The 21,516-nt window shown below is 71.4% G+C and carries 18 protein-coding genes, 1 tRNA gene and 1 pseudogene; 13 read left to right on the top strand and 7 right to left on the bottom strand.

Annotation, left to right across the window (positions count from 1 at the left end):
• Positions 1-74 precede the first annotated feature (74 nt).
• Positions 75-1,679: an MFS transporter gene (locus QRN89_RS10810; protein ID WP_290349143.1), complete on the top strand. Its 1,605-nt coding sequence runs from the start codon at positions 75-77 to the stop codon at positions 1,677-1,679.
• Positions 1,680-1,959: 280 nt separating this feature from the next.
• Positions 1,960-2,412, top strand: coding sequence for a peptidase inhibitor family I36 protein (locus QRN89_RS10805; protein WP_290349142.1), 453 nt, complete (start codon positions 1,960-1,962; stop codon positions 2,410-2,412).
• On the opposite strand, the gene QRN89_RS10800 is transcribed toward QRN89_RS10805, so the two are convergent.
• Together QRN89_RS10800 and aceE are read right to left on the bottom strand one after the other, a co-directional pair.
• Positions 2,393-3,172, bottom strand: a complete 780-nt coding sequence (locus QRN89_RS10800; RefSeq protein ID WP_290349141.1) for a potassium channel family protein — start codon at positions 3,170-3,172, stop codon at positions 2,393-2,395. The genes QRN89_RS10805 and QRN89_RS10800 overlap by 20 nt on opposite strands.
• A gap of 71 nt (positions 3,173-3,243) precedes the next feature.
• The gene (gene aceE, locus QRN89_RS10795; RefSeq protein ID WP_290349140.1) at positions 3,244-5,991 is read right to left on the bottom strand and encodes a pyruvate dehydrogenase (acetyl-transferring), homodimeric type; all 2,748 of its coding nucleotides are present in this window, start codon (positions 5,989-5,991) and stop codon (positions 3,244-3,246) included.
• Positions 5,992-6,329: 338 nt separating this feature from the next.
• On the opposite strand from aceE, the gene QRN89_RS10790 reads away from it, so the two are divergent.
• The 6 genes from QRN89_RS10790 (at position 6,330) to QRN89_RS10765 (ending at position 10,927) form a co-directional block, all read left to right on the top strand.
• Positions 6,330-6,758: a DUF3052 domain-containing protein gene (locus QRN89_RS10790; RefSeq protein ID WP_290349139.1), complete on the top strand. Its 429-nt coding sequence runs from the start codon at positions 6,330-6,332 to the stop codon at positions 6,756-6,758.
• Positions 6,759-6,908: 150 nt separating this feature from the next.
• Positions 6,909-7,367: a peroxiredoxin gene (locus QRN89_RS10785; RefSeq protein ID WP_290349138.1), complete on the top strand. Its 459-nt coding sequence runs from the start codon at positions 6,909-6,911 to the stop codon at positions 7,365-7,367.
• A gap of 133 nt (positions 7,368-7,500) precedes the next feature.
• Complete coding sequence (locus tag QRN89_RS10780) at positions 7,501-8,076, top strand: TerD family protein (protein ID WP_290349137.1); 576 nt, start codon at positions 7,501-7,503, stop codon at positions 8,074-8,076.
• Positions 8,077-8,166: 90 nt separating this feature from the next.
• Complete coding sequence (locus QRN89_RS10775) at positions 8,167-8,742, top strand: TerD family protein (RefSeq protein WP_290349136.1); 576 nt, start codon at positions 8,167-8,169, stop codon at positions 8,740-8,742.
• A 160-nt stretch (positions 8,743-8,902) separates the two neighbouring features.
• Positions 8,903-10,036, top strand: coding sequence for a DUF475 domain-containing protein (locus QRN89_RS10770; RefSeq protein ID WP_290349135.1), 1,134 nt, complete (start codon positions 8,903-8,905; stop codon positions 10,034-10,036).
• A gap of 153 nt (positions 10,037-10,189) precedes the next feature.
• Positions 10,190-10,927 (top strand): TerD family protein, encoded by a 738-nt coding sequence (locus QRN89_RS10765; RefSeq protein WP_290349134.1) that lies wholly within the window; start codon positions 10,190-10,192, stop codon positions 10,925-10,927.
• Positions 10,928-11,105: 178 nt separating this feature from the next.
• Here the strand turns inward: QRN89_RS10765 and QRN89_RS10760 are convergent, their stop codons facing one another.
• Positions 11,106-11,963 carry a TerD family protein gene (locus QRN89_RS10760; protein WP_290349133.1) on the bottom strand — a complete coding sequence of 286 codons (858 nt, stop codon included), beginning with the start codon at positions 11,961-11,963 and terminating at the stop codon, positions 11,106-11,108.
• A gap of 304 nt (positions 11,964-12,267) precedes the next feature.
• Here QRN89_RS10760 and QRN89_RS10755 point away from each other — a divergent pair, with 304 nt between their 5' ends.
• The 3 genes from QRN89_RS10755 to QRN89_RS10745 are packed head-to-tail and all read left to right on the top strand — an operon-like array spanning position 12,268 to position 17,287.
• Positions 12,268-13,431, top strand: a complete 1,164-nt coding sequence (locus QRN89_RS10755; protein ID WP_290349132.1) for an HpcH/HpaI aldolase/citrate lyase family protein — start codon at positions 12,268-12,270, stop codon at positions 13,429-13,431.
• Entirely contained in the window at positions 13,431-16,295 is a 2,865-nt protein-coding gene (locus tag QRN89_RS10750; RefSeq protein WP_290349131.1) for a phosphoribosyltransferase domain-containing protein, read from the top strand. The genes QRN89_RS10755 and QRN89_RS10750 overlap by 1 nt, the downstream gene beginning before the upstream one ends.
• Positions 16,292-17,287, top strand: coding sequence for an HAD family hydrolase (locus QRN89_RS10745; protein ID WP_290349130.1), 996 nt, complete (start codon positions 16,292-16,294; stop codon positions 17,285-17,287). The genes QRN89_RS10750 and QRN89_RS10745 overlap by 4 nt, the downstream gene beginning before the upstream one ends.
• On the opposite strand, the gene QRN89_RS10740 is transcribed toward QRN89_RS10745, so the two are convergent.
• Entirely contained in the window at positions 17,191-17,844 is a 654-nt protein-coding gene (locus QRN89_RS10740) for a DedA family protein (protein ID WP_290353652.1), read from the bottom strand. The genes QRN89_RS10745 and QRN89_RS10740 overlap by 97 nt on opposite strands.
• Before the next feature lie 502 nt (positions 17,845-18,346).
• Here QRN89_RS10740 and QRN89_RS10730 point away from each other — a divergent pair.
• Positions 18,347-18,550 (top strand): annotated as a pseudogene (locus tag QRN89_RS10730) (response regulator); the annotation flags it as partial.
• Positions 18,551-18,641: 91 nt separating this feature from the next.
• On the opposite strand, the gene QRN89_RS10725 reads toward QRN89_RS10730, so the two are convergent.
• The 3 genes from QRN89_RS10725 to QRN89_RS10715 form a co-directional block, all read right to left on the bottom strand.
• Complete coding sequence (locus tag QRN89_RS10725) at positions 18,642-18,857, bottom strand: FmdB family zinc ribbon protein (protein ID WP_283298077.1); 216 nt, start codon at positions 18,855-18,857, stop codon at positions 18,642-18,644.
• Between the two features lie 21 nt (positions 18,858-18,878).
• Positions 18,879-19,466, bottom strand: a complete 588-nt coding sequence (locus QRN89_RS10720; RefSeq protein WP_290349129.1) for a DUF4383 domain-containing protein — start codon at positions 19,464-19,466, stop codon at positions 18,879-18,881.
• A gap of 244 nt (positions 19,467-19,710) precedes the next feature.
• Positions 19,711-21,081 carry a hypothetical protein gene (locus QRN89_RS10715; protein WP_290349128.1) on the bottom strand — a complete coding sequence of 457 codons (1,371 nt, stop codon included), beginning with the start codon at positions 21,079-21,081 and terminating at the stop codon, positions 19,711-19,713.
• A 347-nt stretch (positions 21,082-21,428) separates the two neighbouring features.
• Between QRN89_RS10715 and QRN89_RS10710 the strand changes: the two genes are divergently transcribed.
• Positions 21,429-21,503: transfer RNA gene (locus QRN89_RS10710), tRNA-Val, on the top strand.
• The last annotated feature ends 13 nt before the right edge of the window (positions 21,504-21,516 follow it).

Below are 21,516 nucleotides of genomic sequence, written 5' to 3'. Positions count from 1 at the left end.
TTGTGAGCCAGGTGACAGTTACCGACGGATGAATTCTTTTGTCAACTGTCAGTGACTGACATAATGTCTCCGGTATGACTAGTCAGACCACCGTCGACAAGGTGCCCGTGGACCACGGTCCCGCGCCGGCACCGGCCAAGGGGCTCCGCGGACACCCCTGGCTGACGCTCTTCGCCGTGGCCATCGGCGTGATGATGGTCGCCCTGGACGGCACGATCGTCGCTATCGCCAACCCGGCCATCCAGCGGGATCTGGGCGCGACCCTCGCCGATGTCCAGTGGATCACCAACGGATATCTGCTGGCGCTCGCTGTCGCGCTGATCACCGCCGGCAAGCTCGGTGACCGCTTCGGCCACCGCCAGACCTTCCTGATCGGGGTCGCGGGGTTCGGCGCGGCCTCCGCCGCGATCGGGCTCTCCGACTCCATCGCCCTCGTCGTCGGTTTCCGCGTGCTCCAGGGACTCTTCGGTGCGCTGCTGATGCCCGCGGCGCTCGGCCTGCTGCGGGCCACCTTCCCCGCCGAGAAGCTCAACATGGCCATCGGTATCTGGGGCATGGTCATCGGCGCCTCCACCGCCGGCGGTCCGATCCTCGGCGGTGTGCTCGTGGAGCACGTCAGCTGGCAGTCCGTCTTCTTCATCAACGTGCCCGTCGGCGTCGTCGCGCTCGCCCTCGGCCTGGTCATCCTCAAGGACCACCGCGCCGAGAACGCCCCGCGGTCCTTCGACATCCCCGGCATCGTGCTGCTGTCCGGCGCGATGTTCGCCCTCATCTGGCCGCTGATCAAGGCCGGTGAGTGGGGCTGGGGTTCGGCGAGCACGCTGGGCTGGCTGGCCGGCGCCCTGGTCCTCTTCGTGCTGTTCGCGGTCTGGGAGACCCGGGTGGCGGAGCCCCTCATCCCGCTGCGGCTGTTCCGCTCCGTCCCGGTCTCCGCGGGCACGGTGCTGATGGTCCTCATGGCCTTCGCCTTCATGGGCGGCCTGTTCTTCGTCACCTTCTACCTGGCGAACGTGCACGGGATGAGCGCGGTGGACAGCGGACTCCACCTGCTGCCGCTCACCGCGATGATGATCGTCTCCTCGCCGCTCGCCGGTGCGCTCATCACCAGGTTCGGCCCGCGCGTTCCGCTCGTCGGCGGCATGGTGTGCACCGCCGTCGCGATGTTCGGCATGACCACTCTTTCGGCGGACACCGGGACCCTGCCCATGTCCGTGTGGCTGGCGCTCCTCGGCCTCGGCCTGGCCCCGGTCATGGTCGGCGCCACCGAGGTCATCGTCGGCAACGCCCCGCTGGAGCTCTCCGGTGTCGCGGGTGGTCTCCAGCAGGCGGCCATGCAGGTCGGCGGCAGCCTCGGCACGGCCGTGCTGGGCGCGGTGATGTCGGCCAAGGTCAGCTCCGACTTCGCGGAGAACTGGGCGGACGCCGAACTGCCCCCGCTGCCCCCCGAGCAGCTCGGCCTGGCCGAGCAGGCCGTCGAGGTCGGGATGGCCCCGCTGGCGCCCGGCACCCCGCAGCCGGTCGCGGCGCAGATCACCCAGGTCACCCACGACACCTTCATCTCGGGCATGGGCATGGCCTTCACCGTCGCCGGCATCGTCGCCGTGGTGGCGGCCGCGGTGGCCCTCTTCACCAAGCGCGGCGAGAACGCCGAGGCGGGTGCGGGCGCGGCCCACATCTGACCCCGGGCCCGCGCGTCTCGCGCGGCGCCGACTCCCCGCGTACGACAGCCCCGCCGAGGGGCCCCTCCCGTGCCGCGAAGGCCCCCGGGGGAGGTCCCGGCGGGGCTGTCGCCCATCAGGATGAACCGGTCCGGCAGGTCTTCCGGGCCGCCCGCGCCACCGGTCAGGGTGCGGACAGGTGATCCGCCACGGAGGTCCGGACGGACGGCGCGACGCGCACGGACGGTCCCGGATTCCGGTACGGGCACCTGCCGACACACCGACACGGGGGTTGATCCTCATGCGTACGACCGTCCTCACCACCGCGGCCCTGGCCGCCCTGTGCCTGCTCGCTCCGGCCTCACCGGCCTCACCGGCCTCACCGGCCTCACCGGCCTCACCGGCCTCGCCCGCCGACCCGGCCCCGGCGACCCGGACCGCGCAGGCCGTCCGGGCCGCACCGCAGCCGCGGCTCGGCAGCTGCGCCCCCGGCGAGCTCTGCCTCTGGGCGAAACCGGGCTTCACCGGGGCGCGCCACGTCCACGAGCTGTCCGGCATCGACATCGAGTCCTGTGTCCCGCTCCCGGCGGGCGCCGGCGCCCAGGCCCTCGCCAACCGCACCGGCCGCCCCGTCACCGCCTACCAGTCGGCGGAGTGCGCGGAGACCGGTGAGTTCGAGACGTACCCGGGCGGCGGGACATGGGTGCCGCAGACCCCGTACCGGGTCCGGGCGTTCAAGGTGTGGGAGAACTAGGCCGCGGTACGGCGGGCTCGTCGGGCGCGGTCGCCGGCACCGCCGACAGCCGCGCCACCTCCGCCCGCAGTTCCCCGACCTCCCGGGTCAGGGCCTCCAGGAGCGCCGTCTGGCGGCGCTCCTCGGCGTCGTCGCGCTCGAAGCGCGAGATGAACCAGGCCGCGATGTTGGCGGTCACGACACCGAGCAGCGCGATCCCGGACAGCATGAGCCCGACCGCGAGGACCCGCCCCAGGCCGGTCGTCGGCGCGTGGTCGCCGTAGCCGACGGTCGTCATCGTGGTGAACGACCACCAGACGGCGTCACCCAGCGTCCGGATGTTCCCCTCGGGCGCGTCCCGCTCGACGGCCAGCACCGCGAGCGAGCCGAACATCATCAGCCCGACGACCGCGCCGGCCACGTACGTGGTGAGCGTGATCTGCGGGGCCATCCGGGCCCGCCGGCCGACCAGGAGGAGGGTGGAGACCACCCGCAGCAGCCGCAGCGGCTGCACCAGCGGCAGGAGCACCGCGAGCAGGTCCAGCGGATGCTTCCGCACGAAGAGCCACCGGTACGGCGCCAGCCACAGCCGTACCAGGTAGTCGACCGCGAAGGCGCCCCAGACCGTCCATTCGACGAACAGACAGCTCTGGTGGACCACCGCGGATGCGTCCGGCAGCACGATCGGCACCGCGTACGCGAGCCCGAACACCACGGCGAGCACCAGCAGCGGCCCCTGGGTGCGGGCCTCCCAGCGCATCTGCGCCGTACGTTCCTTCATGCCCGGGATCGTAGGCGGGTGCGGAAGGAGCCCTCCCTCCGCACCCGCCTACGACCGCAGTTCCGGCACGCCTACGCGTCGCCGCCCGCGGGACCCGGGTCGGCCGCCGCCACGTCCAGCAGCTGGTAGCGGTCCACGGCCTGCTTCAGCACCGAGCGGTCGACCTTGCCCTCCCGGGCGAGCTCGGTGAGGACCGCCAGCACGATCGACTGCGCGTCGATGTGGAAGTACCGGCGGGCCGCGCCCCGGGTGTCGGCGAAGCCGAAGCCGTCCGCACCCAGCGAGGTGTAGCGGCCGGGCACCCAGCGCGAGATCTGGTCCGGAACGGATCGCATCCAGTCGGACACGGCCACGAACGGGCCCTCGGCGCCGGTGAGCTTCTGCGTCACGTACGGCACGCGCTGCTCCTCCTCGGGGTGGAGCAGGTTGTACTCCTCGGTCGCCACGGCCTCGCGCCGCAGCTCGTTCCAGGAGGTCGCCGACCAGACGCCGGCCCTGACGTTCCACTCCTCGGCGAGGATCCGCTGCGCCTCCAGGGCCCACGGGACGGCCACACCGGACGCCATGATCTGCGCCGGGATCTGGCCCGCCTCGCCCTCCCTGAAGCGGTGGATGCCCTTGAGGATGCCCTCCACGTCGACGTTCTCGGGCTCGGCCGGGTGCTGGATGGGCTCGTTGTAGACGGTCAGGTAGTAGAAGACGTCCTCGCCGTGCGGGTGCTCGGCGTCGCCGCCGTACATCCGGCGCAGGCCGTCCTCGACGATGTGCGCGATCTCGAAGCCGAACGCCGGGTCGTAGGCGACACAGCCGGGGTTCGTGGAGGCCAGCAGCTGGGAGTGGCCGTCCGCGTGCTGCAGACCCTCACCGGTCAGCGTCGTGCGCCCGGCGGTCGCACCGAGGACGAATCCGCGCGAGAGCTGGTCGGCCATCTGCCAGAACTGGTCGCCCGTCCGCTGGAAACCGAACATCGAGTAGAAGACGTAGACCGGGATCAGCGGCTCGCCGTGGGTGGCGTAGGCCGAGCCGGCCGCGATCAGCGAGGCCGTGCAGCCCGCCTCCGAGATGCCGTCGTGCAGCATCTGCCCGGTCGGCGACTCCTTGTACGCCAGGAGCAGCTCACGGTCCACGGCCTCGTACTGCTGGCCGAGCGGGTTGTAGATCTTCGCGCTCGGGAAGAACGAGTCCATGCCGAACGTGCGGTACTCGTCCGGTGCGATCAGCACGAACCGCTTGCCGATCTCCTTGTCCCGCATGAGGTCCTTGAGCAGCCGGACGAACGCCATGGTGGTGGCGATCGACTGCTGACCGGAACCCTTCTTCACGGCCGCGTACGTCTTCTCGTCCGGCAGGGCCAGCGGCTGCGACCGCACGACGCGGGTCGGGACGTACCCGCCCAGCGACTTGCGGCGGTCGTGCATGTACTGGATCTCCTCCGAGTCGCGGCCCGGGTGGTAGTACGGCGGCAGGCCGGACTCCAGCTCGCCGTCGCTGATCGGGAGGTGCAGCCGGTCGCGGAAGCCCTTGAGGTCGTCGACCGTCAGCTTCTTCATCTGGTGGGTCGCGTTGCGGCCCTCGAAGTTCGGGCCCAGCGTCCAGCCCTTGACCGTCTGGGCCAGGATCACCGTCGGCTGGCCCTTGTGGGCGCGGGCCGCGGAGTAGGCCGCGAAGATCTTCCGGTGGTCGTGGCCGCCGCGGCCCAGGTGGAGGATCTGGTCGTCGGTCATGTTCTCGACCATGGCGCGCAGCCGCTGGTCGTCGCCGAAGAAGTGCCGGCGGATGTAGTCGCCCGTCTCCGTGGCGTACGTCTGGAACTGGCCGTCCGGCGTCGTGTTCAGCCGGTTGACGAGGATGCCGTCGCGGTCGCGGGCGAGCAGCGGGTCCCACGTGCGGTCCCAGATCAGCTTGATCACGTTCCAGCCGGCGCCGCGGAAGATCGACTCCAGCTCCTGGATGATCTTGCCGTTGCCGCGCACCGGGCCGTCGAGCCGCTGCAGATTGCAGTTGACCACGAACGTCAGGTTGTCCAGGCCCTCGCGGGCGGCGATCGACAGCTGGCCGAGCGACTCCGGCTCGTCCATCTCGCCGTCGCCGAGGAACGCCCACACGTGCGAGCGCGAGGTGTCGGCGATGCCGCGCGCCTCCATGTAGCGGTTCATCCGCGCCTGGTAGATCGCGCCGATCGGGCCGAGGCCCATCGAGACGGTCGGGAACTCCCAGAAGTCCGGCATCAGCCGCGGGTGCGGGTACGACGACAGCCCGTTCGGGAACTTCGACTTCTCCTGGCGGAAGGCGTCGAGCTGGGTCTCGTTCAGCCGGTCCAGCAGGAACGCGCGGGCGTACACGCCGGGCGAGGCGTGGCCCTGGAAGAAGATCTGGTCGCCGCCGTCGCCCTCGTCCTTGCCGCGGAAGAAGTGGTTGAAGCCCACGTCGTAGAGGGAGGCGGAGGAGGCGAAGGTGGCGATGTGTCCGCCGACGCCGATCCCGGGGCGCTGGGCGCGGGACACCATCACCGCGGCGTTCCAGCGGGTGGCGTTGAGGATCTTCCGCTCGATCTCCTCGTTGCCCGGGAAGAACGGCTCGTCCTTGGTCGCGATGGTGTTCACGTAGTCCGTGCTGCGCATCTCGGGCACGGCCACGCGCTTCTCGCGGGCCCGCTCGATCAGTCGCAGCATGAGGTAGCGGGCCCGTTCACGGCCGCGCTCGTCGACGGCGGCGTCGAGCGAGTCGAGCCACTCCTGGGTCTCCTCCGGATCGAAGTCCGGGACCTGGCTCGGAAGGCCGCCAATGATGATCGGGTTGCGATCTGATCCGGAAGCCACGCTGTTCCTTCGCTGGTCGGTTGGTATGTCGTTACGCGCTCCCCATCGTGTACCCCCGGGGAGCAAAACGTCATCTCTACCGAACGGTAACCAACCGTCCCCGATTGGCGAACCGTGGGCACGGAAGCGTACAAAGGGTGCGAAGGGGTGAGTCCGACTCACCAGGGCGGACGGACGCCCGTCCCTGAGTTGGGGCGACACGGCCGTAAACGTCACCGTTTCGGCGGTCTCGGCGGCCGGGTACTTGCGCGATCCGTCCCGCCCGTGTGGACTACGGCCAATGCCTCGCGTACGCGCGCGGCTGAAGCATTTTCCGAAACAAGATCAGGAGGCAAGCCGTGAGCGCGACCGCGGACCACGCGGAGGAGCGGACCAACCCGGCCGCAAGGCTGGGGTTCGAGCCCGGACAGGTGGTCCAGGAGATCGGCTACGACGACGACGTCGAGCACGAGCTCCGTGAGGGCATCGAAGCCGCCATCGGCCAGGAAATCGTCGACGAGGAGTACGACGACGTCGCGGACGTCGTCCTGCTGTGGTTCCGCGACGAGGACGGCGACCTCACGGACGCGCTCGTGGATGCCATCGGCCTCGTCGACGAGGGCGGACTCGTCTGGCTCATGACGCCGAAGACCGGCCGTGACGGCTACGTCGAGCCCAGTGACATCAACGAGGCCTCGCAGACGGCGGGCCTCTCGCAGACCAAGAGCATCAACGCGGGCAAGGACTGGACCGGCAGCAGGCTGGCCACGCCCAAGGCCAAGCGCTGATCCACAGCTGACTCCGGGCCCCCGCCGGCGGACCGCCGGCGGGGGCCCTGTGCGTAGGCTGGGCGCATCAGCGGCCCGGAGCCGCGGCGGCGGCCCACGGCCGATGCGGCGCTCCGGTGCCGGAGCGGCCAACGAAGGGATGCACCAGTCATGGCGATCGAGGTCGGCACCAAGGCCCCGGACTTCGAGCTCAAGGACAACCACGGGCGGACCGTGACCCTCGCCGAGTTCCGCGGTGAGAAGAACGTGGTGCTGCTCTTCTACCCCTTCGCCTTCACCGGGGTGTGCACGGGCGAGCTCTGCGCGCTCCGCGACGAGCTGCCGACGTTCGTCAACGACGACACCCAGCTGCTCGCCGTCTCCAACGACTCCATCCACACCCTGCGCGTCTTCGCCGAGCAGGAGGGCCTCGAGTATCCGCTGCTGTCGGACTTCTGGCCGCACGGCGAGACCTCGCGCGCGTACGGCGTCTTCGACGAGGACAAGGGCTGCGCCGTGCGCGGCACCTTCATCATCGACAAGGAGGGCGTGGTGCGCTGGACCGTCGTCAACGGCCTGCCCGACGCCCGCGACCTGAACGACTACGTCAAGGCACTGGACACCCTGTGACGGCGATCGACACCCTGTGATCCTTCGGGCCAACTACCTGTTTCGCCCGGGAACCGGTCACTAGGATCCAGTCGTTGATCCGAATGCCAACGCACGACGGGGGCGCTGCCCCTGAAACCACATGGGAGGACTCGTGGGAGTCAGCCTCAGCAAGGGCGGCAACGTCTCGCTGACCAAGGCCGCCCCCAACCTGACCGCGGTCACCGTCGGTCTGGGCTGGGACGTCCGCACCACCACCGGCACCGACTTCGACCTCGACGCCAGCGCACTGCTGACGAACGCCGAGGGCAAGGTCGCGGTCGACGGCAACTTCGTCTTCTTCAACAACCTGAAGAGCGCCGACGGCTCGGTGGAGCACACCGGTGACAACCTCACCGGTGAGGGCGAGGGCGACGACGAGCAGATCAAGGTCAATCTGGCCGGGGTCCCCGCCGACGTCCAGAAGATCGTTTTCCCGGTGTCGATCTATGACGCCGAGACCCGTCAGCAGTCCTTCGGCCAGGTCCGCAACGCGTTCATCCGCGTGGTGAACCAGGCCAACGGCGAGGAGCTCGCCCGGTACGACCTGAGCGAGGACGCCTCGACCGAGACCGCCATGGTCTTCGGTGAGCTGTACCGCAACGGCGCGGAGTGGAAGTTCCGTGCCATCGGCCAGGGCTACGCCTCGGGCCTGCGCGGCATCGCGCAGGACTTCGGCGTCAACGTCTGAGCCGACATCACCTGAAGTGTCCGGCGCCGCACACATCCGTGCGGCGCCGGACGCGCCTGCAGTTCCGTACGTTCAGGGGAGGACACCGACATGGGCGTCACGCTCGCCAAGGGAGGCAATGTCTCCCTCTCCAAGGCCGCACCGAACCTCACCCAGGTCCTCGTCGGGCTCGGCTGGGACGCGCGCTCCACCACCGGAGCGCCCTTCGACCTCGACGCCAGCGCACTGCTCTGCCAGTCGGGCCGGGTGCTGGGGGACGAGTTCTTCGTCTTCTACAACAATCTGACGAGCCCCGAGGGTTCGGTCACGCACACCGGGGACAACCTCACGGGCGAGGGCGACGGGGACGACGAGTCCCTGATCGTGGACCTCACGAAGGTGCCGCTGCACTGCGACAAGATCATCTTCCCCGTCTCGATCCATGAGGCGGACAATCGGGGCCAGACGTTCGGCCAGGTCAGCAATGCCTTCATCCGGGTGGTGAACCAGGCCGACGGCCAGGAGCTCGCCCGGTACGACCTGAGCGAGGACGCCTCCACCGAAACGGCGATGATCTTCGGAGAGCTGTACCGGTACGGCGGCGAATGGAAGTTCCGGGCGGTGGGCCAGGGGTACGCGTCGGGGCTCCGCGGCATCGCTCTAGACTTCGGGGTCAACGTTTCCTAAAGCACTGCTCCGGCTTGGTCAAAAACGGGGACCGGAGGTCCTGGACCCCTGTCGGGGTCCGGGGGTCCGCCCCGGCGACAAGGCAGCGCAAAGCCGCGTGCGGCGCGGGGGGAATCCCGCTCTCGGCGGGGGAGCTCCGTACACAACGATTGGGTAGCCAGTGGTACTGAAAACCTTCGGCTGGTCGTTCGCAGTCACTGCGCTCGGCCTGGTCGCTGCGGTGTTCTACGGGGGATGGACGGCCTTCGGGCTCGTCGCGATCCTGTCCATCCTGGAGGTCTCGCTCTCCTTCGACAACGCGGTGGTCAACGCCGGCGTGCTGAAGAAGATGAGCGAGTTCTGGCAGAAGATCTTCCTCACCATCGGCATCCTGATCGCCGTCTTCGGCATGCGGCTGGTGTTCCCCGTCGTCATCGTCTCGATCACGGCGCAGCTCGGTCCCATCGAGGCGGTCGACCTCGCCCTGAACGACCACGAGCGCTACGAGGAACTGGTCACCGACGCCCACCCCGCCATCGCGGCGTTCGGAGGCATGTTCCTCCTCATGATCTTCCTCGACTTCATCTTCGAGGACCGGGAGATCAAGTGGCTCGCCTGGCTGGAGCGGCCCCTGGCCAAGCTGGGCAAGATCGACATGCTGGCGGCCTGTGTCGCGCTCATCATCCTGCTGATCACCGCGACCACCTTCGCCGTCCACGCCCACCAGTACGGCGGGGTGCACGTCGACAAGTCGTCGACGGTGCTGCTCGCCGGTGTCGCCGGCCTCGTCACGTACATGGTCGTCGGCGGTCTCTCCGGCTTCTTCGAGGAAAAGCTCGAAGAGGAGGAGGAGCGCGAGCACGAGGCAGAGGAGGAGGCCAAGCGGGCCGGGAAGCCGGTCTCCGCCGCCAAGCTCGTCGGCAAGGCAGCCTTCTTCATGTTCATGTACCTCGAAGTGCTGGACGCGTCCTTCTCGTTCGACGGCGTCATCGGCGCCTTCGCGGTCAGCAACGACCCGGTCGTCATCGCGCTCGGCCTCGGCATCGGCGCCATGTACGTCCGGTCCCTCACGGTCTACCTGGTCCGCCAGGGCACCCTCGACGACTACGTCTACCTGGAGCACGGCGCCCACTACGCGATCGGCGCGCTGGCCGTGATCCTGCTGATCACCATCCAGTACGAGGTCCCCGAGGTCGTCACCGGCCTCATCGGTGTGGCCCTGATCGCCTGGTCCTTCTGGTCCTCCGTGCGGCGCAACCGGCGCCTGAGGGCGCACGAGGAGAAGGAAGAGGCACTCGCGGCAAAGGAAGTGTGACACCGCGGGGTTCGAGGAACGCTCTCAGCGGGGCGGCCGGGAGGCACATGGTCTCCGGGCCGCCCCGCGCGGCTGCCGGGCCCCCGGGTCACGGGGCCGCGCGGTGTACCGGGACCGGCTCCGGGAGGGGGCCGGCGCAGTCAGGGGTGGGACATGGCCTTCTGGGACGGTTTGTGGCGTGGCAGGGCAGCGCAGTTCGACTCGGGCAGTGCCTCGACCAACTCCATCCAGCTGACCAGGCGGCGCCCTCAGGTCTCGCTCTCCAAGCAGAGCGCCGCCACGGGCAATCTGCGGGTCAACCTCTCCTGGCGGATGCGGACCTCCGACATCGAGGGCCGGTCGCGGCAGAGCGGGCGGCTGCTGCGCAATCCGTCGAAGCTCTTCCGGCCCGAGGTGGTCCAGGCCCACACGCAGGGCGTCGTCAACGTGGACCTCGACCTCGGCTGCCTGTACGAGATGACGGACGGCAGCAAGGGCGTGGTGCAGCCGCTCGGCAGCTTCTTCGGCAGTCTGAACGAGCCGCCGTACGTCCGCCTCAGCGGCGACGACCGCTTCGGCGCTCCGTCCGGGGAGACGCTGTTCGTCAATCTGGACCACCGGGACGCGATCCGGCGCCTGCTGTTCTTCGTCTACATCTACGACCGGACGCCCGCGTTCGACCGCACGCACGCGAAGGTCACGCTCTATCCCAGCAACGGGCCGCGGGTGGAGATCGAACTGGACGAGCGCGCCCCGCAGGCCCGCTCGTGCGCCGTGTTCATGGTCGAGAACGTCAAGGGCGAGCTGGTCGTGCGCCGCGAGGTGAAGTTCGTGTACGGCTTCCAGGCCGAGCTGGACCGGCTCTACGGCTGGGGTCTGCAGTGGGGCCGCGGCTACAAGACCAAGGCCTGAGCCCCTGACGGCGGGGGCTCCGTACCGTGCTGGGCGCCCGACGGCGGGGGCTCCGTACCGTCTGGGCGCCCGCGGCGGGGCGCAGCGGCTGCCGGGTGCCGCCGGGCGAACGCCGCCGGCACGGAGGAAGGGGTCGTGCGGAGCCTTCCGGTCGTCCGTGGGTTCCGCCGGCGCGGGGCTACTGACGGATGAACTGCGGCCCCATCGGCGGCAGCCGGAAGTCCGGATCGGGCGCGGGACCGGCCGCGGCGGCGGGCTGCGGATAGCCGTAGGCCGGCTGCGTCGCCGGGGACGCGGGCTGGGGGTAGCCGTACGCGGGCTGCGTCGCCGGGGACGCGGGCTGGGGGTAGCCGTACGCGGGCTGCGTCGCCGGGGACACCGGCTGGGGGTACCCGTACGACGGTTCGGGCTGCGGCTGAGGCTGCGCCTCCGGCGGGGACGGGGGCTGGGCCTGCGTCTCGTGCTCCGGTGCGGAAGCCGCGGCGGACGGCTCGCTGTCGTCCACCGAGATGCCGAACGCCGTGGCCAGACCGATCAGCCCGGTCGGGTAGCCCTGACCCACCGCGCGGAACTTCCAGCCGTCGCCGCGCCGGTACAGCTCGCCGCAGATGACCGCGGTCTCCTCGCCCGTCTCCGCACGGACGTCGAAGACGGCCAGCGGCTCACCGTCCGGCACCGCGGCGTCGTACAGCATGATCCGCAGGTCCGCGACACCGCTGAACGTGCCGCCGTCGGACGACGCCGCGAGCACCACCTGGTCCACGGAGGCGTCCAGTGAGCCGACGTCCGCCTGGACCGTGTCGGTGAGTCCCTCGGCGGTGCGCTTCTTGGGCAGCAGCCGTACGAACCCGGAGGGGTGCCGGGGCTGGTTGTAGAAGACGAAGTCCTCGTCGGCGCGCACACGGCCGTCGGCGCCCAGCAGCAGGGCGGAGGCGTCCACGTCCGGCACTCCGGCGCCGGGGGTCCAGCGCAGCACTGCCCGGATCGAGGCCGCTCCGAGCGGAACGTTGGAACCCTTCAGCATCGCGTGCGTCATGCCCGTCATCCTGCCCTCCCGCGCCCCGTGCGGACAACGCGGGGTTCGCTGCCGGGCACCGTACGCGGTCGGGCGGCCGGTGCCGGCCCGTACCGGGACCGCCTCAGGGCGCCCCGTACAGCCGTACGGACCCGGAGGGTCCGGCCCGGCATGCCCCGCACCGGTGGGGGGCAGTCTGTGTCGGGGACCGAAGTGCACGAGTTACCTGGATTTCATCCGACTGGGGAACTCGCGACACCTGTCCCTACGTACTATTACCGGCCACCCAAACCACAGGGCCGCACAGGCAGTACGGGGGATTCAGATGCGTCATTTCGGGCAAATCCCGGCCACTGCCCGGAAGGAACTGTTCCATCAGGAGCCGGCGGAATTCGACGCCGGCTCTCCCGCGGCCATGCTCTCCGTGGCTCTCGGAGCCACGCTCTACAGCCCCGCCACCCGGCCGGGCCTCGCCGGCGACGTGCTCAAGCAGGCCGCCCGCGGAGTGGTCTCGATGGTCCTCTGCCTGGAGGATTCCATCGACGACGCCGACGTCTCCACCGCCGAGGAGAACCTCGTCCGCCAGTTCGCCGACCTCGACGAGCGCGGGACCGAGCCCCCGCTGCTGTTCGTCCGGGTCCGCGAGCCCGGCCAGATCGAGGACCTCGTCCGGCGGCTCGGCGCGTCGAGCCGACTGCTGTCCGGTTTTGTACTTCCCAAGTTCACCGAGGAGCGCGGCGGGCCCTTCCTGGAGGCCGTCGCCGCAGCCGAATCCGTGATCGGCCGCATGCTCTACGTGATGCCGGTGCTCGAATCGCCCGAGCTCCTCCACCTCGAGACCCGGTACGAGACCCTGGCCGGCATCGCCCGATCCGTCGGCCGCCACCGGGACCGGATCCTCGCCCTCCGTCTCGGTGTCACCGACTTCTGCTCCGCCTACGGACTGCGCCGACCGCCCGACATGACGGCGTACGACGTCCAGATCGTCGCCAACGTCATCGCGGACGTCGTCAACGTCCTGGGCCGCTCCGACGGCACCGGTTTCACCATCACCGGCCCGGTCTGGGAGTACTTCCGCCTCCAGGAGCGCATGTTCAAGCCGCAGCTGCGCCACAGCCCCTTCATGGAGCTGCGGGCCGAGAAGCTGCGCACGGCGCTGATCGAGCACGACCTCGACGGACTGCTCCGCGAGATCGAGCTGGACCGGGCCAACGGTCTCCTCGGCAAGACCTGCATCCACCCCTCCCACGTGCTGCCCGTCCACGCTCTGTCGGTCGTCAGTCACGAGGAGTTCAGCGACGCGCAGGACATCCTTCGCCCGGAGCGGGGAGGGGGCGGAGTGATGCGTTCGGCCTATACGAACAAAATGAACGAGGTGAAGCCGCACCGCGCCTGGGCGGAGCGCACCCTCCGGCGTGCCGAGGCCTTCGGCGTCGCCCGGGAGGACGTCGGCTTCGTGGAGCTGCTGACCGCGGGTCTGGCAGGCTGATGAAGGAGGAAGACGAATCAGTGGAGTGGTCGGGCAGCTGGGTCTCCCAGCGACTGGGCGTGGAGCTCGTCGGCGACGACGGGCTGAAGGAGCTGCTCGGCCTGGCTCTGCGGCGCAACCCGAAACGTGCGCACCTCCTGGTGTCGCACGTGCTCGGCAAGCACGTGCCGCAGAGGCCGTCCGTCGTGTACGGCCACGGGTACGAGCTGGGCCTGCGCGTCCGTGAGCTGCTGGGGAGCGAGGAGGCCGCGCGGGCCGTCGTCCTCGGCTACGCGGAGACGGCGACGGGCCTCGGCCACTCGGTGGCCGACGGCCTGGCCCTCGCGCCCTACCTCCACTCCACGCGCCGTCCCGTCGACGGCGTCGCCCGGGCCGGCGGCTTCGAGGAGTCCCACTCCCACGCCACCTCGCACCTGCTGCTGCCGGAGGACCCGAAGCTGCTCGCCGGCGAGGGGCCGCTGGTCCTCGTGGACGACGAGTTCTCCACCGGCAACACCGTCCTGAACACCATCCGGGACCTCCACGCCCGCCACCCTCGCGGCCGGTACGTGATCGTCGCCCTCGTCGACATGCGCTCGGCGGACGACCTGGGCCGGCTGGACGCCTTCGCGGAGGAGATCGGCGCCCGTATCGACCTGGTGGCGCACGCCGGCGGCACGGTCCGCCTCCCGGAGGACGTCCTCGAGAAGGGCCAGGCCCTGGTCGCGGCCCACGAGACCGGGAGCACGGCCCCCGCACCCGCCGGCCCGTCCGCCACGGCGGACGTGGCCTCCGGAGCACCCTCCGCCGTGGGGGACCGCCCCTCCGGCACGCGGCACACGCCGCACGGCGCCGACGGTGAGCCCGGCGCCGACGGTACGGACCGGGGGCGGGGCCCGGACGGTACGGACGACGGGCTGGATCCGCACGGCACCGGTGGCCCGGACGGCTCGCAGTGCCCGGACCGCTCGCAGCGCCCGGACGGCGCTGACGTCACGGGCGGCACGCGGGGTCCGCACGGTACGCACGGCTCCGCCGGGCGCGGGCCGCACGCCCCTCACAGGCCGCACACACCGCACGCCCCTCACACGCCGCACGAGGTGGACAGCCCGTACGCCGTACGCGTGGACCTGGACTGGCCGGCGGACGTCCCCGACGGCGGCCGGCACGGTTTCACGCCCGCGCACCGCGTCGGGCTGGAGGCGGCCCTTCCCGCCATGGCGCACCGCCTCGCCGAGGCCCTGGGCCCAGGCGGCCTCCCGGCGCCCGCCGGGAGCAGGACGCCGACGGCCGGCACCGCCGCGCCGCCGGAAGCGGACGGCCCCCGGGTCCTCGTCCTCGGCTTCGAGGAGCTGATGTACGCGCCGCTGCGGCTCGCGCTCGAACTGGAGCGGACCGGCGCCGCGCGCGAGGTGCGCTACTCGACGACCACCCGGTCCCCCGTCCTCGCCGTCGACGACCCCGGCTACGCGATACGGACCCGGCTGGTCTTCCCCGCCCACGACGAACCGGCCGACGGCCCGGGCGAGCGGTACGCCTACAACGTCGCCGGCGGAGGCTTCGACGCGGTCGTCGCCGTCGTGGACTCGGCCGCCGACACGGCCGCCCTCCACGCCCCGGACGGACTGCTCGCGCAGCTCGCCGCGCACATACCGCACGTCGTGCTCGCCGTCGTCCCCAGTTACGTCCCCGCTCCCGAGAGGGAACCCATGCTGCCCGAACCGCTCCGCGGACCCGAGTTCTCCTCCTACGCGCCCGACGAGGTCGGCTGGCTGCTCCAGGACCTCTCGGACGTCGAACTCGAGGCGCCCACCGAGGAGCGCGAGGAGGCGATACAGAGCGGTGGCGCGCACTACGCCGAATCGCTGCCCGTGGAGTACCAGCCCAGCGACGCGTACCAGGCGCTCTTCCACGCCGCCCTGGAGACCTCCGCCGCCCGGATCGCCCGCGCCGTCGGCGCCGTCACCGACACCGTCCTCGCCGAGCACCCGCAGCGCCACCGCCCCGGCACTCCCTCCCACGAGCGGCGCCCCGTCCTCGTCTCGCTGGCCCGCGCCGGCACACCCGTCGGGGTGCTGATGCGCCGCTGGGCCCGGCACCGCCACGGCCTGGACCTGCCCCACTACGCCGTCTCCATCGTCCGCGGCCGAGGCATCGACGCCAACGCGCTGCGCTGGCTCGCCGCCCACCACGACCCGGCCGACGTGGTGTTCGTCGACGGCTGGACCGGCAAGGGCGCCATCACCCGCGAACTGGCGGCCGCGCTCGGCGAGTTCGACGGCTTCGTCCCGGAGATCGCGGTGCTCGCCGACCCCGGCGGCTGCGTCCGCACGTACGGCACCCGCGAGGACTTCCTCATCCCCTCCGCCTGCCTCAACTCCACGGTGTCCGGGCTGGTCTCGCGTACCGTCCTGCGCACCGACCTGGTCGGACCGCACGACTTCCACGGCGCGAAGTACTACCGCGAACTGGCCGCCGCCGATGTGTCCGGGCACTTCCTCGACACCGTCGAGGCACGCTTCGACGAGGTGGCCGACGCCGTCGACGCCGACGTGAAGGAACTGCTCTCCGCGGACCGCGCGCCCACGTGGGCCGGCTGGGCGGCGGTGGAGCGGATCAGCGAGGAGTACGGCATCCACGACGTCAACCTCGTCAAGCCCGGGGTCGGCGAGACCACCCGCGTCCTGCTGCGCCGCGTCCCGTGGAAGATCCTCGCCGGCCGCGGCGCGGGCGCCGACCTGGACCACGTACGTCTGCTCGCCGAACAGCGCGGCGTCCCCGTCGAGGAGATCGACGACCTGCCCTACAGCTGCGTCGGACTGATCCACCCCCGGTTCACCCGGGGGGCGACCGGCGCCGACGGCAAGGCGGTGGCGGCGCAGTGACCTCCCTGATCACCAGCGATCTCGACCGGACGCTCATCTACTCGGCCGCCGCCCTGCAGCTGACCGTCCCCGACGCCCTCGCGCCCCGGCTGCTGTGCGTCGAGGTGTACCAGCGCAAGCCGTTGTCGTACATGACGGAGGCCGCCGCCGCGCTGCTCACCGAACTCGCGGACAACGCCGTCTTCGTACCGACGACGACCCGCACCCGCGAGCAGTACGGCAGGATCCGGCTCCCCGGCCCCGCCCCCCGCTACGCGATCTGTGCGAACGGCGGTCATCTGCTGGTCGACGGCGAGTCCGACCGCCACTGGCAGCGCGTGGTCGCCGCCCGGCTCGCGGACGAGTGCGCCTCGCTCGCCGAGGTCCGCGCCCATCTGCTCGCGGCCGCGGACCCGGCGTGGCTGCTGAAGGAACGGGTCGCCGAGGACCTCTTCGCCTATCTCGTCGTGGAGCGTTCGCTGCTCCCGGACGGCTGGACCCGGGAGCTCTCCGCCTGGGCGGAGACGAAGGGCTGGACGGTCTCCCTGCAGGGCCGCAAGATCTACGCGGTGCCCAAGCCGCTCACCAAGAGCGCGGCCGTGCGGGAACTGGTGCGGCGCACCGGGGCCGAGCGCGTGCTCGCCGCGGGCGACTCCCTCCTCGACGCCGATCTCCTGCTGGCCGCGGACCACGCCTGGCGCCCGGGCCACGGCGAACTCGCCGACACCGACTGGGCGCCGCGGCATGTGACAGCGCTCGCCGAGCGGGGGGTCGAGGCGGGCGAGGAGATCCTCCGCCGGTTCACGGCGACGGTCGCGGACGGAGGCCGTGCGGGGGTGGCGACGCCGCGCGCGGCCTCGGGAGCGGTGGCGGGTGCGGCTTCCGGCGCCACGGCCGGTGCCGGAACCGGCCACGGTCAGGCGCGGCGCGTCCCCTTCCCAGGCCGCAGCAGCCGTACGGTCACGAACAGCACCACCGCCCCCAGCGCGCCCACCAGCACCACCTTCGAGTAGGCGTCGACGTACCCGGTCACCTGGGTCCAGTTGTCGCCCAGCGCGTATCCCGCGAGGACGAACGCCGTGTTCCACAGGGCGCTGCCCAGCGTCGTCAGCGTGAGGAACACGGGCAGCGGCATGCGTTCGATGCCCGCCGGCACGGAGACCAGACTGCGGAACACCGGGACCATCCGGCCGAAGAACACGGCCTTCGTGCCGTGGCGGGCGAACCACGCCTCGGTGCGCTCGATGTCCGTCACCTTCACCAGGGGCAGCCGTGCCGCGATCGCCACCGTACGGTCCCGGCCGAGGAGCGCCCCGACACCGTAGAGCGCCAGCGCGCCCACGACGGACCCGAGCGTCGTCCACAGCAGCGCGGCGAACAGGTCCATCCGCCCGGTCGCCGAGGCGAAGCCCGCCAACGGCAGGATCACCTCGCTGGGTATCGGCGGAAAGAGGTTCTCCAGGGCCACGGCGATGCCCGCACCGGGCGCGCCGAGGCTGTCCATGAGGCTGTTGATCCAGCCCGGTGCGCCGCTCTCGGCCGTCTGGTCCGCGGCGGCGCGCACGATCATCGGGTCCATGGCCGCCACGCTAGGGAACCGGAGCTGAAGGGACCCTGAAGACGGCCGCACACCCGCCTGCGGTGAACCGGCGGGCAGAACTGCGGGTCTCCGCGGCGCGCGCGGGAGTGACGGCCCGTAGCGTGACGGCCGCAGGGTCGGCCGCGGGGCGCGACGCCTGGCCTGGGAGGACCAGGGAACGACGCGTCGCCTGGGAGGCCCAGGGGACGAGGGGGACGTGTCGCCATGGATGACCACGGGTGGGCGGTGACGAAGGACATCGCCGTACGCGGGGCGGGGCACGCGGCCGTACTCGCGCCCGGACTCGCGCCCTGTGCCGCCACCGCCGTCACCGAACTGCAGGAACCCTCGACGGGCGGCTCGCGGTGCGGGGCACGCGGCCGGACTCGCGCCGATGCCGCCACCGCCGCCACCGAACTGCAGGAACCCTCGACGGGCGGCTCGCGGTGCACAGCCCGCCCGGCGGACCCACCCTCGTCACCGCGGAGCTGCCGTGCGCGTGATCCCTGCCGAGGACTCGACCCTGCACAGGGAAGGGCTCGTGCGGCTGCTCGCCGAGGAGGGCCACGAGGTGCTCGCGGCGGTCGCCGACGCGGAACGGACTCTGGCGGCCGTCGCCGCCGAGCGCCCGGACGTCCTCGTCGCCGACGTCCGCATGCCGCCCACCCACACCGACGAGGGCCTGCGGGCCGCGCTGCGCTCCCTGGACACCTGAGGCGTGCGGCAAAGGGCCCGCGCCGGCGGCCGGGGGGCCGCCCCACGGCGCCGGGGCACAGAGCGGCCGGTCGTCAGCCGCAGCAGCCGCCGCCGCAGCAGCCACCGCCACCGCCGGCGGGCGCGGGGGCCGGGCCCGTGCTCGTCCCGCCCACGGCGACCGCCGACAGCAGCTTCACGGTGTCGTCGTGCCCCGCGGGGCAGGACGCGGGAGCGGAGGACTCGGCCATGGGCCGGCTCAGCTCGAAGGTGTCGTCGCAGGTGCGGCAGCGGTACTCGTAACGGGGCATGGGGACAGACTAGCCCGGCCGTCAGCCCTGACGACCGGCCTCCGGGAGCCCGCGCGAACGCATCCGCTCCGCACGCGCCTGCTCCTCCTTCGCCGCCTCGTCGGGGTGGCGGGCCTTCCAGTAGGGGTTGTCGTGGGGAAGCGTGCTGCTGATCCGCCCGTACATCCCGAACCACATCAGCATGACGCCCACGACGAAGCTGAAGAGGACGTTCTGGATGCGGAAGTTGAGGAAGTTCGCACCGGAGTCCAGCAGACCGAGGTTCACGAAGCCGCTGAAGATGAAGAGGATGCCGAGCACCATGTTCAGCGTGGAGGCGAAGTTCCCGCCGATGACCATGCCGACGAACAGCAGCAGCCCCACGCAGATGGACAGCACGCTCAGCGCGCCGTTCACGTTGAGACCGCCCACGGTCTCGTTCCCCGTGTCGAAGAAGCCGATGTTGTGCGTCAGCCCGAGGATCCCGAAGGCCAGCAGGATCAGGCCCATGAGCCCGGCGCCGTAGCGGTAGACCTGGCTGAGCTTGTGGTCCACGGGCAGATGCTCGTCCAGGGCGACGTGCAGTCCGCTGGACTGCTGCGTGGCCTGCGGCGTGTGCATGGATGCCATTGCGGCCTCCTTTGGCCGTGCGTACCTCCATACAGGATCCGCCCGCTCCGGCACACGGACAAACGGGACGCGGGGTGGGTGGGGTGGTGCGGTCGCCGGCTCGCTCGGGGCGCCGGAACCGCGTGCCCGGCGCACGGTGCCGCGACCGTCCGGCGGGGTGCTGCTCGGGCGGCTGGGCCGCGCCCGGCTGGTCACGGCGGCGACGCGGTCGTACGGGCTGTAGGCGTGGCCGGGGCCGTGCCCGTCAGGCCGCCGGGCCGCGCTCGCTGCGGATCTGCTCCACGACGCGGGCCACGCTCTGCCGCACCGCTTCCAGCTCGGTCAGGAAGTGCCAGTAGTCGGGGTGGCGGCCCTCGAGACCGGCGATCGCGCGGTCGAGCCGGGCGACGGAGTCGTCCAGCGGACGGGCGTGACGCGGATCGGGCGTGTTGCGGCCCGCCATGGCCAGGCGCTGGGCGTCGCGGATGGCGAACCGTGTGCGCTGGATCTCCTGCTCCGGGTCCTTGGCGACCGCGTCGAGACGCCGCAGTCGGTCACCCGCGGCCGAGACGGCCTCTTCGGCGCTGTTCAGCAGGGCCCGGACCGTGCCGAGGAGGGCCGTGGCATCGGGCCAGCGCTGTTCGTCGCGCGCCTTGGCGGCTTCCTTGAGCTTCTCCTCGGCACTGCGCACGTTCTCGCCTGCCTGCGCGGGAACGGGCTGCAGATCCTGCCAGCAGGCGGCCGTGAAGCGCCGGCGCAGCTCGCTGAGGACCGGCTCGACACCCTCCGCGCGGGTGGTGAGGGCCTGTGCGCGGGTACGCAGCGACACCAGGCGCCTGTCGATCTCGGCGGCGCGCTCGGGGAGCCGCTCGGCCTCGGCCCGTATCGCCTCGGCCTCCCGTACGACCCGGTCGGCACGCTGCAGGGTCTCGGGCACGCCGTGCCGGCCTGCGCCCTCGTTGAGCCTGGTCAGCTCGGGGGCGAGGGCGGCGAGCCGGGCGGCGAGGTCGTCCGCTCGCATACCCGAGGCGCGTACCGAGTCGAGGGCGTTGCTGGCGGCGAGCAGCGCCTGGCGGGCCCGCTCCACCGCGGGAGCGAGCCGTGCCAGCTGGGTCTCCGCCGTGTCCAGCAGCGGCCCGAGGCCCTGCCCGAACCGGTCCAGCTCCCCCTTGACCCGGACCAGCTCGTCCTTCGCCCGGGTCAGCTCCGTACGGGCGCGCACCGCCACCGACGGGTCCAGGCCGTCCCGGTCGAGGTCGTGCGCGTCGACGGCGGTGATGTACGCGTGGCTGACCTCGTCGATCCGCCGCCCGAGCGCGGCGAACTCCTCCGCCGCGCGCCGGGCGCCGGGAGAGCTGTCGACGGCCGTGATCGTCTCGATGGAGATCCGCAGGTCACGCTGGGCGGTGTCCAGCTCGTAGAACGCGGCGGCGGCGGCGTCCTTCGCGGCCTGGGCATCGGCCCGCTGGCTCTCGCCACGGCCGCCGAACCATCGCCGCGTCCCGCCTCCGGCGAACGCGGCCGTCAACGCCGCGACCACCAACGGCAACGGCAGCAGCACCAGGGCGACCAGGTCCCGCACGACACCCGCTCTCGCCTTCGCTCCTGCGCGTGGCCGTGCGTGTGTCGCCGTCACATCCCTCTCCCGTGCCGTGTCCGCCCTGCCGGTTCATTCTCCCACTGGGTAAGGACGAACACACGGGGCTGTCAGTTCGCGCTTCGCGTGACGATCCTGCGGAGAGGGGCGCGGGGCGGGGCGGTCGGGGAGCCGTGTGGTGGGGTACCGGCCTCCAGGTTCCTCGGAACGGGCCGGTATGGGTATGGGGGCGCACCCCATCGAAGAAGACCCTGCTCGCTTGGGGCAGAGCTCACCTGCCGGCTCCCGCCCGACCGGCCTCGGGGCCCCGCTCACCACGGAGGATCCCCATGTGATCTGGTTTGCGGCACCCACCCCGGGTCCATGTAGGCTGTTGCCTCCTTCTCGGGTGCGTAGCTCAGGGGTAGAGCGCTGCTCTTACAAAGCAGATGTCGGCGGTTCGAAACCGTCCGCGCCCACCAGCACGAAGGCCCC

It is taken from the genome of Streptomyces sp. HUAS CB01 (assembly GCF_030406905.1).
Taxonomy (GTDB): domain Bacteria; phylum Actinomycetota; class Actinomycetes; order Streptomycetales; family Streptomycetaceae; genus Streptomyces; species Streptomyces chengbuensis.
Note: the sequence above shows the minus strand (reverse complement) of the source record. Positions and strands in the feature narration are given on the sequence as shown.

What these genes read in the sequence shown, in the direction of transcription:
- QRN89_RS10810 (WP_290349143.1), top strand. Translation starts at nt 75, where the DNA reads ATGACTAGTCAGACCACCGTCGACAAGGTGCCCGTGGACCACGGTCCC.
- QRN89_RS10805 (WP_290349142.1), top strand. Translation starts at nt 1,960, where the DNA reads ATGCGTACGACCGTCCTCACCACCGCGGCCCTGGCCGCCCTGTGCCTG.
- QRN89_RS10800 (WP_290349141.1), bottom strand. Translation starts at nt 3,172, where the DNA reads ATGAAGGAACGTACGGCGCAGATGCGCTGGGAGGCCCGCACCCAGGGG.
- QRN89_RS10785 (WP_290349138.1), top strand. Translation starts at nt 6,909, where the DNA reads ATGGCGATCGAGGTCGGCACCAAGGCCCCGGACTTCGAGCTCAAGGAC.
- QRN89_RS10775 (WP_290349136.1), top strand. Translation starts at nt 8,167, where the DNA reads ATGGGCGTCACGCTCGCCAAGGGAGGCAATGTCTCCCTCTCCAAGGCC.
- QRN89_RS10765 (WP_290349134.1), top strand. Translation starts at nt 10,190, where the DNA reads ATGGCCTTCTGGGACGGTTTGTGGCGTGGCAGGGCAGCGCAGTTCGAC.
- QRN89_RS10760 (WP_290349133.1), bottom strand. Translation starts at nt 11,963, where the DNA reads ATGACGCACGCGATGCTGAAGGGTTCCAACGTTCCGCTCGGAGCGGCC.
- QRN89_RS10755 (WP_290349132.1), top strand. Translation starts at nt 12,268, where the DNA reads ATGCGTCATTTCGGGCAAATCCCGGCCACTGCCCGGAAGGAACTGTTC.
- QRN89_RS10750 (WP_290349131.1), top strand. Translation starts at nt 13,431, where the DNA reads ATGAAGGAGGAAGACGAATCAGTGGAGTGGTCGGGCAGCTGGGTCTCC.
- QRN89_RS10740 (WP_290353652.1), bottom strand. Translation starts at nt 17,844, where the DNA reads ATGATCGTGCGCGCCGCCGCGGACCAGACGGCCGAGAGCGGCGCACCG.
- QRN89_RS10725 (WP_283298077.1), bottom strand. Translation starts at nt 18,857, where the DNA reads ATGCCCCGTTACGAGTACCGCTGCCGCACCTGCGACGACACCTTCGAG.
- QRN89_RS10720 (WP_290349129.1), bottom strand. Translation starts at nt 19,466, where the DNA reads ATGGCATCCATGCACACGCCGCAGGCCACGCAGCAGTCCAGCGGACTG.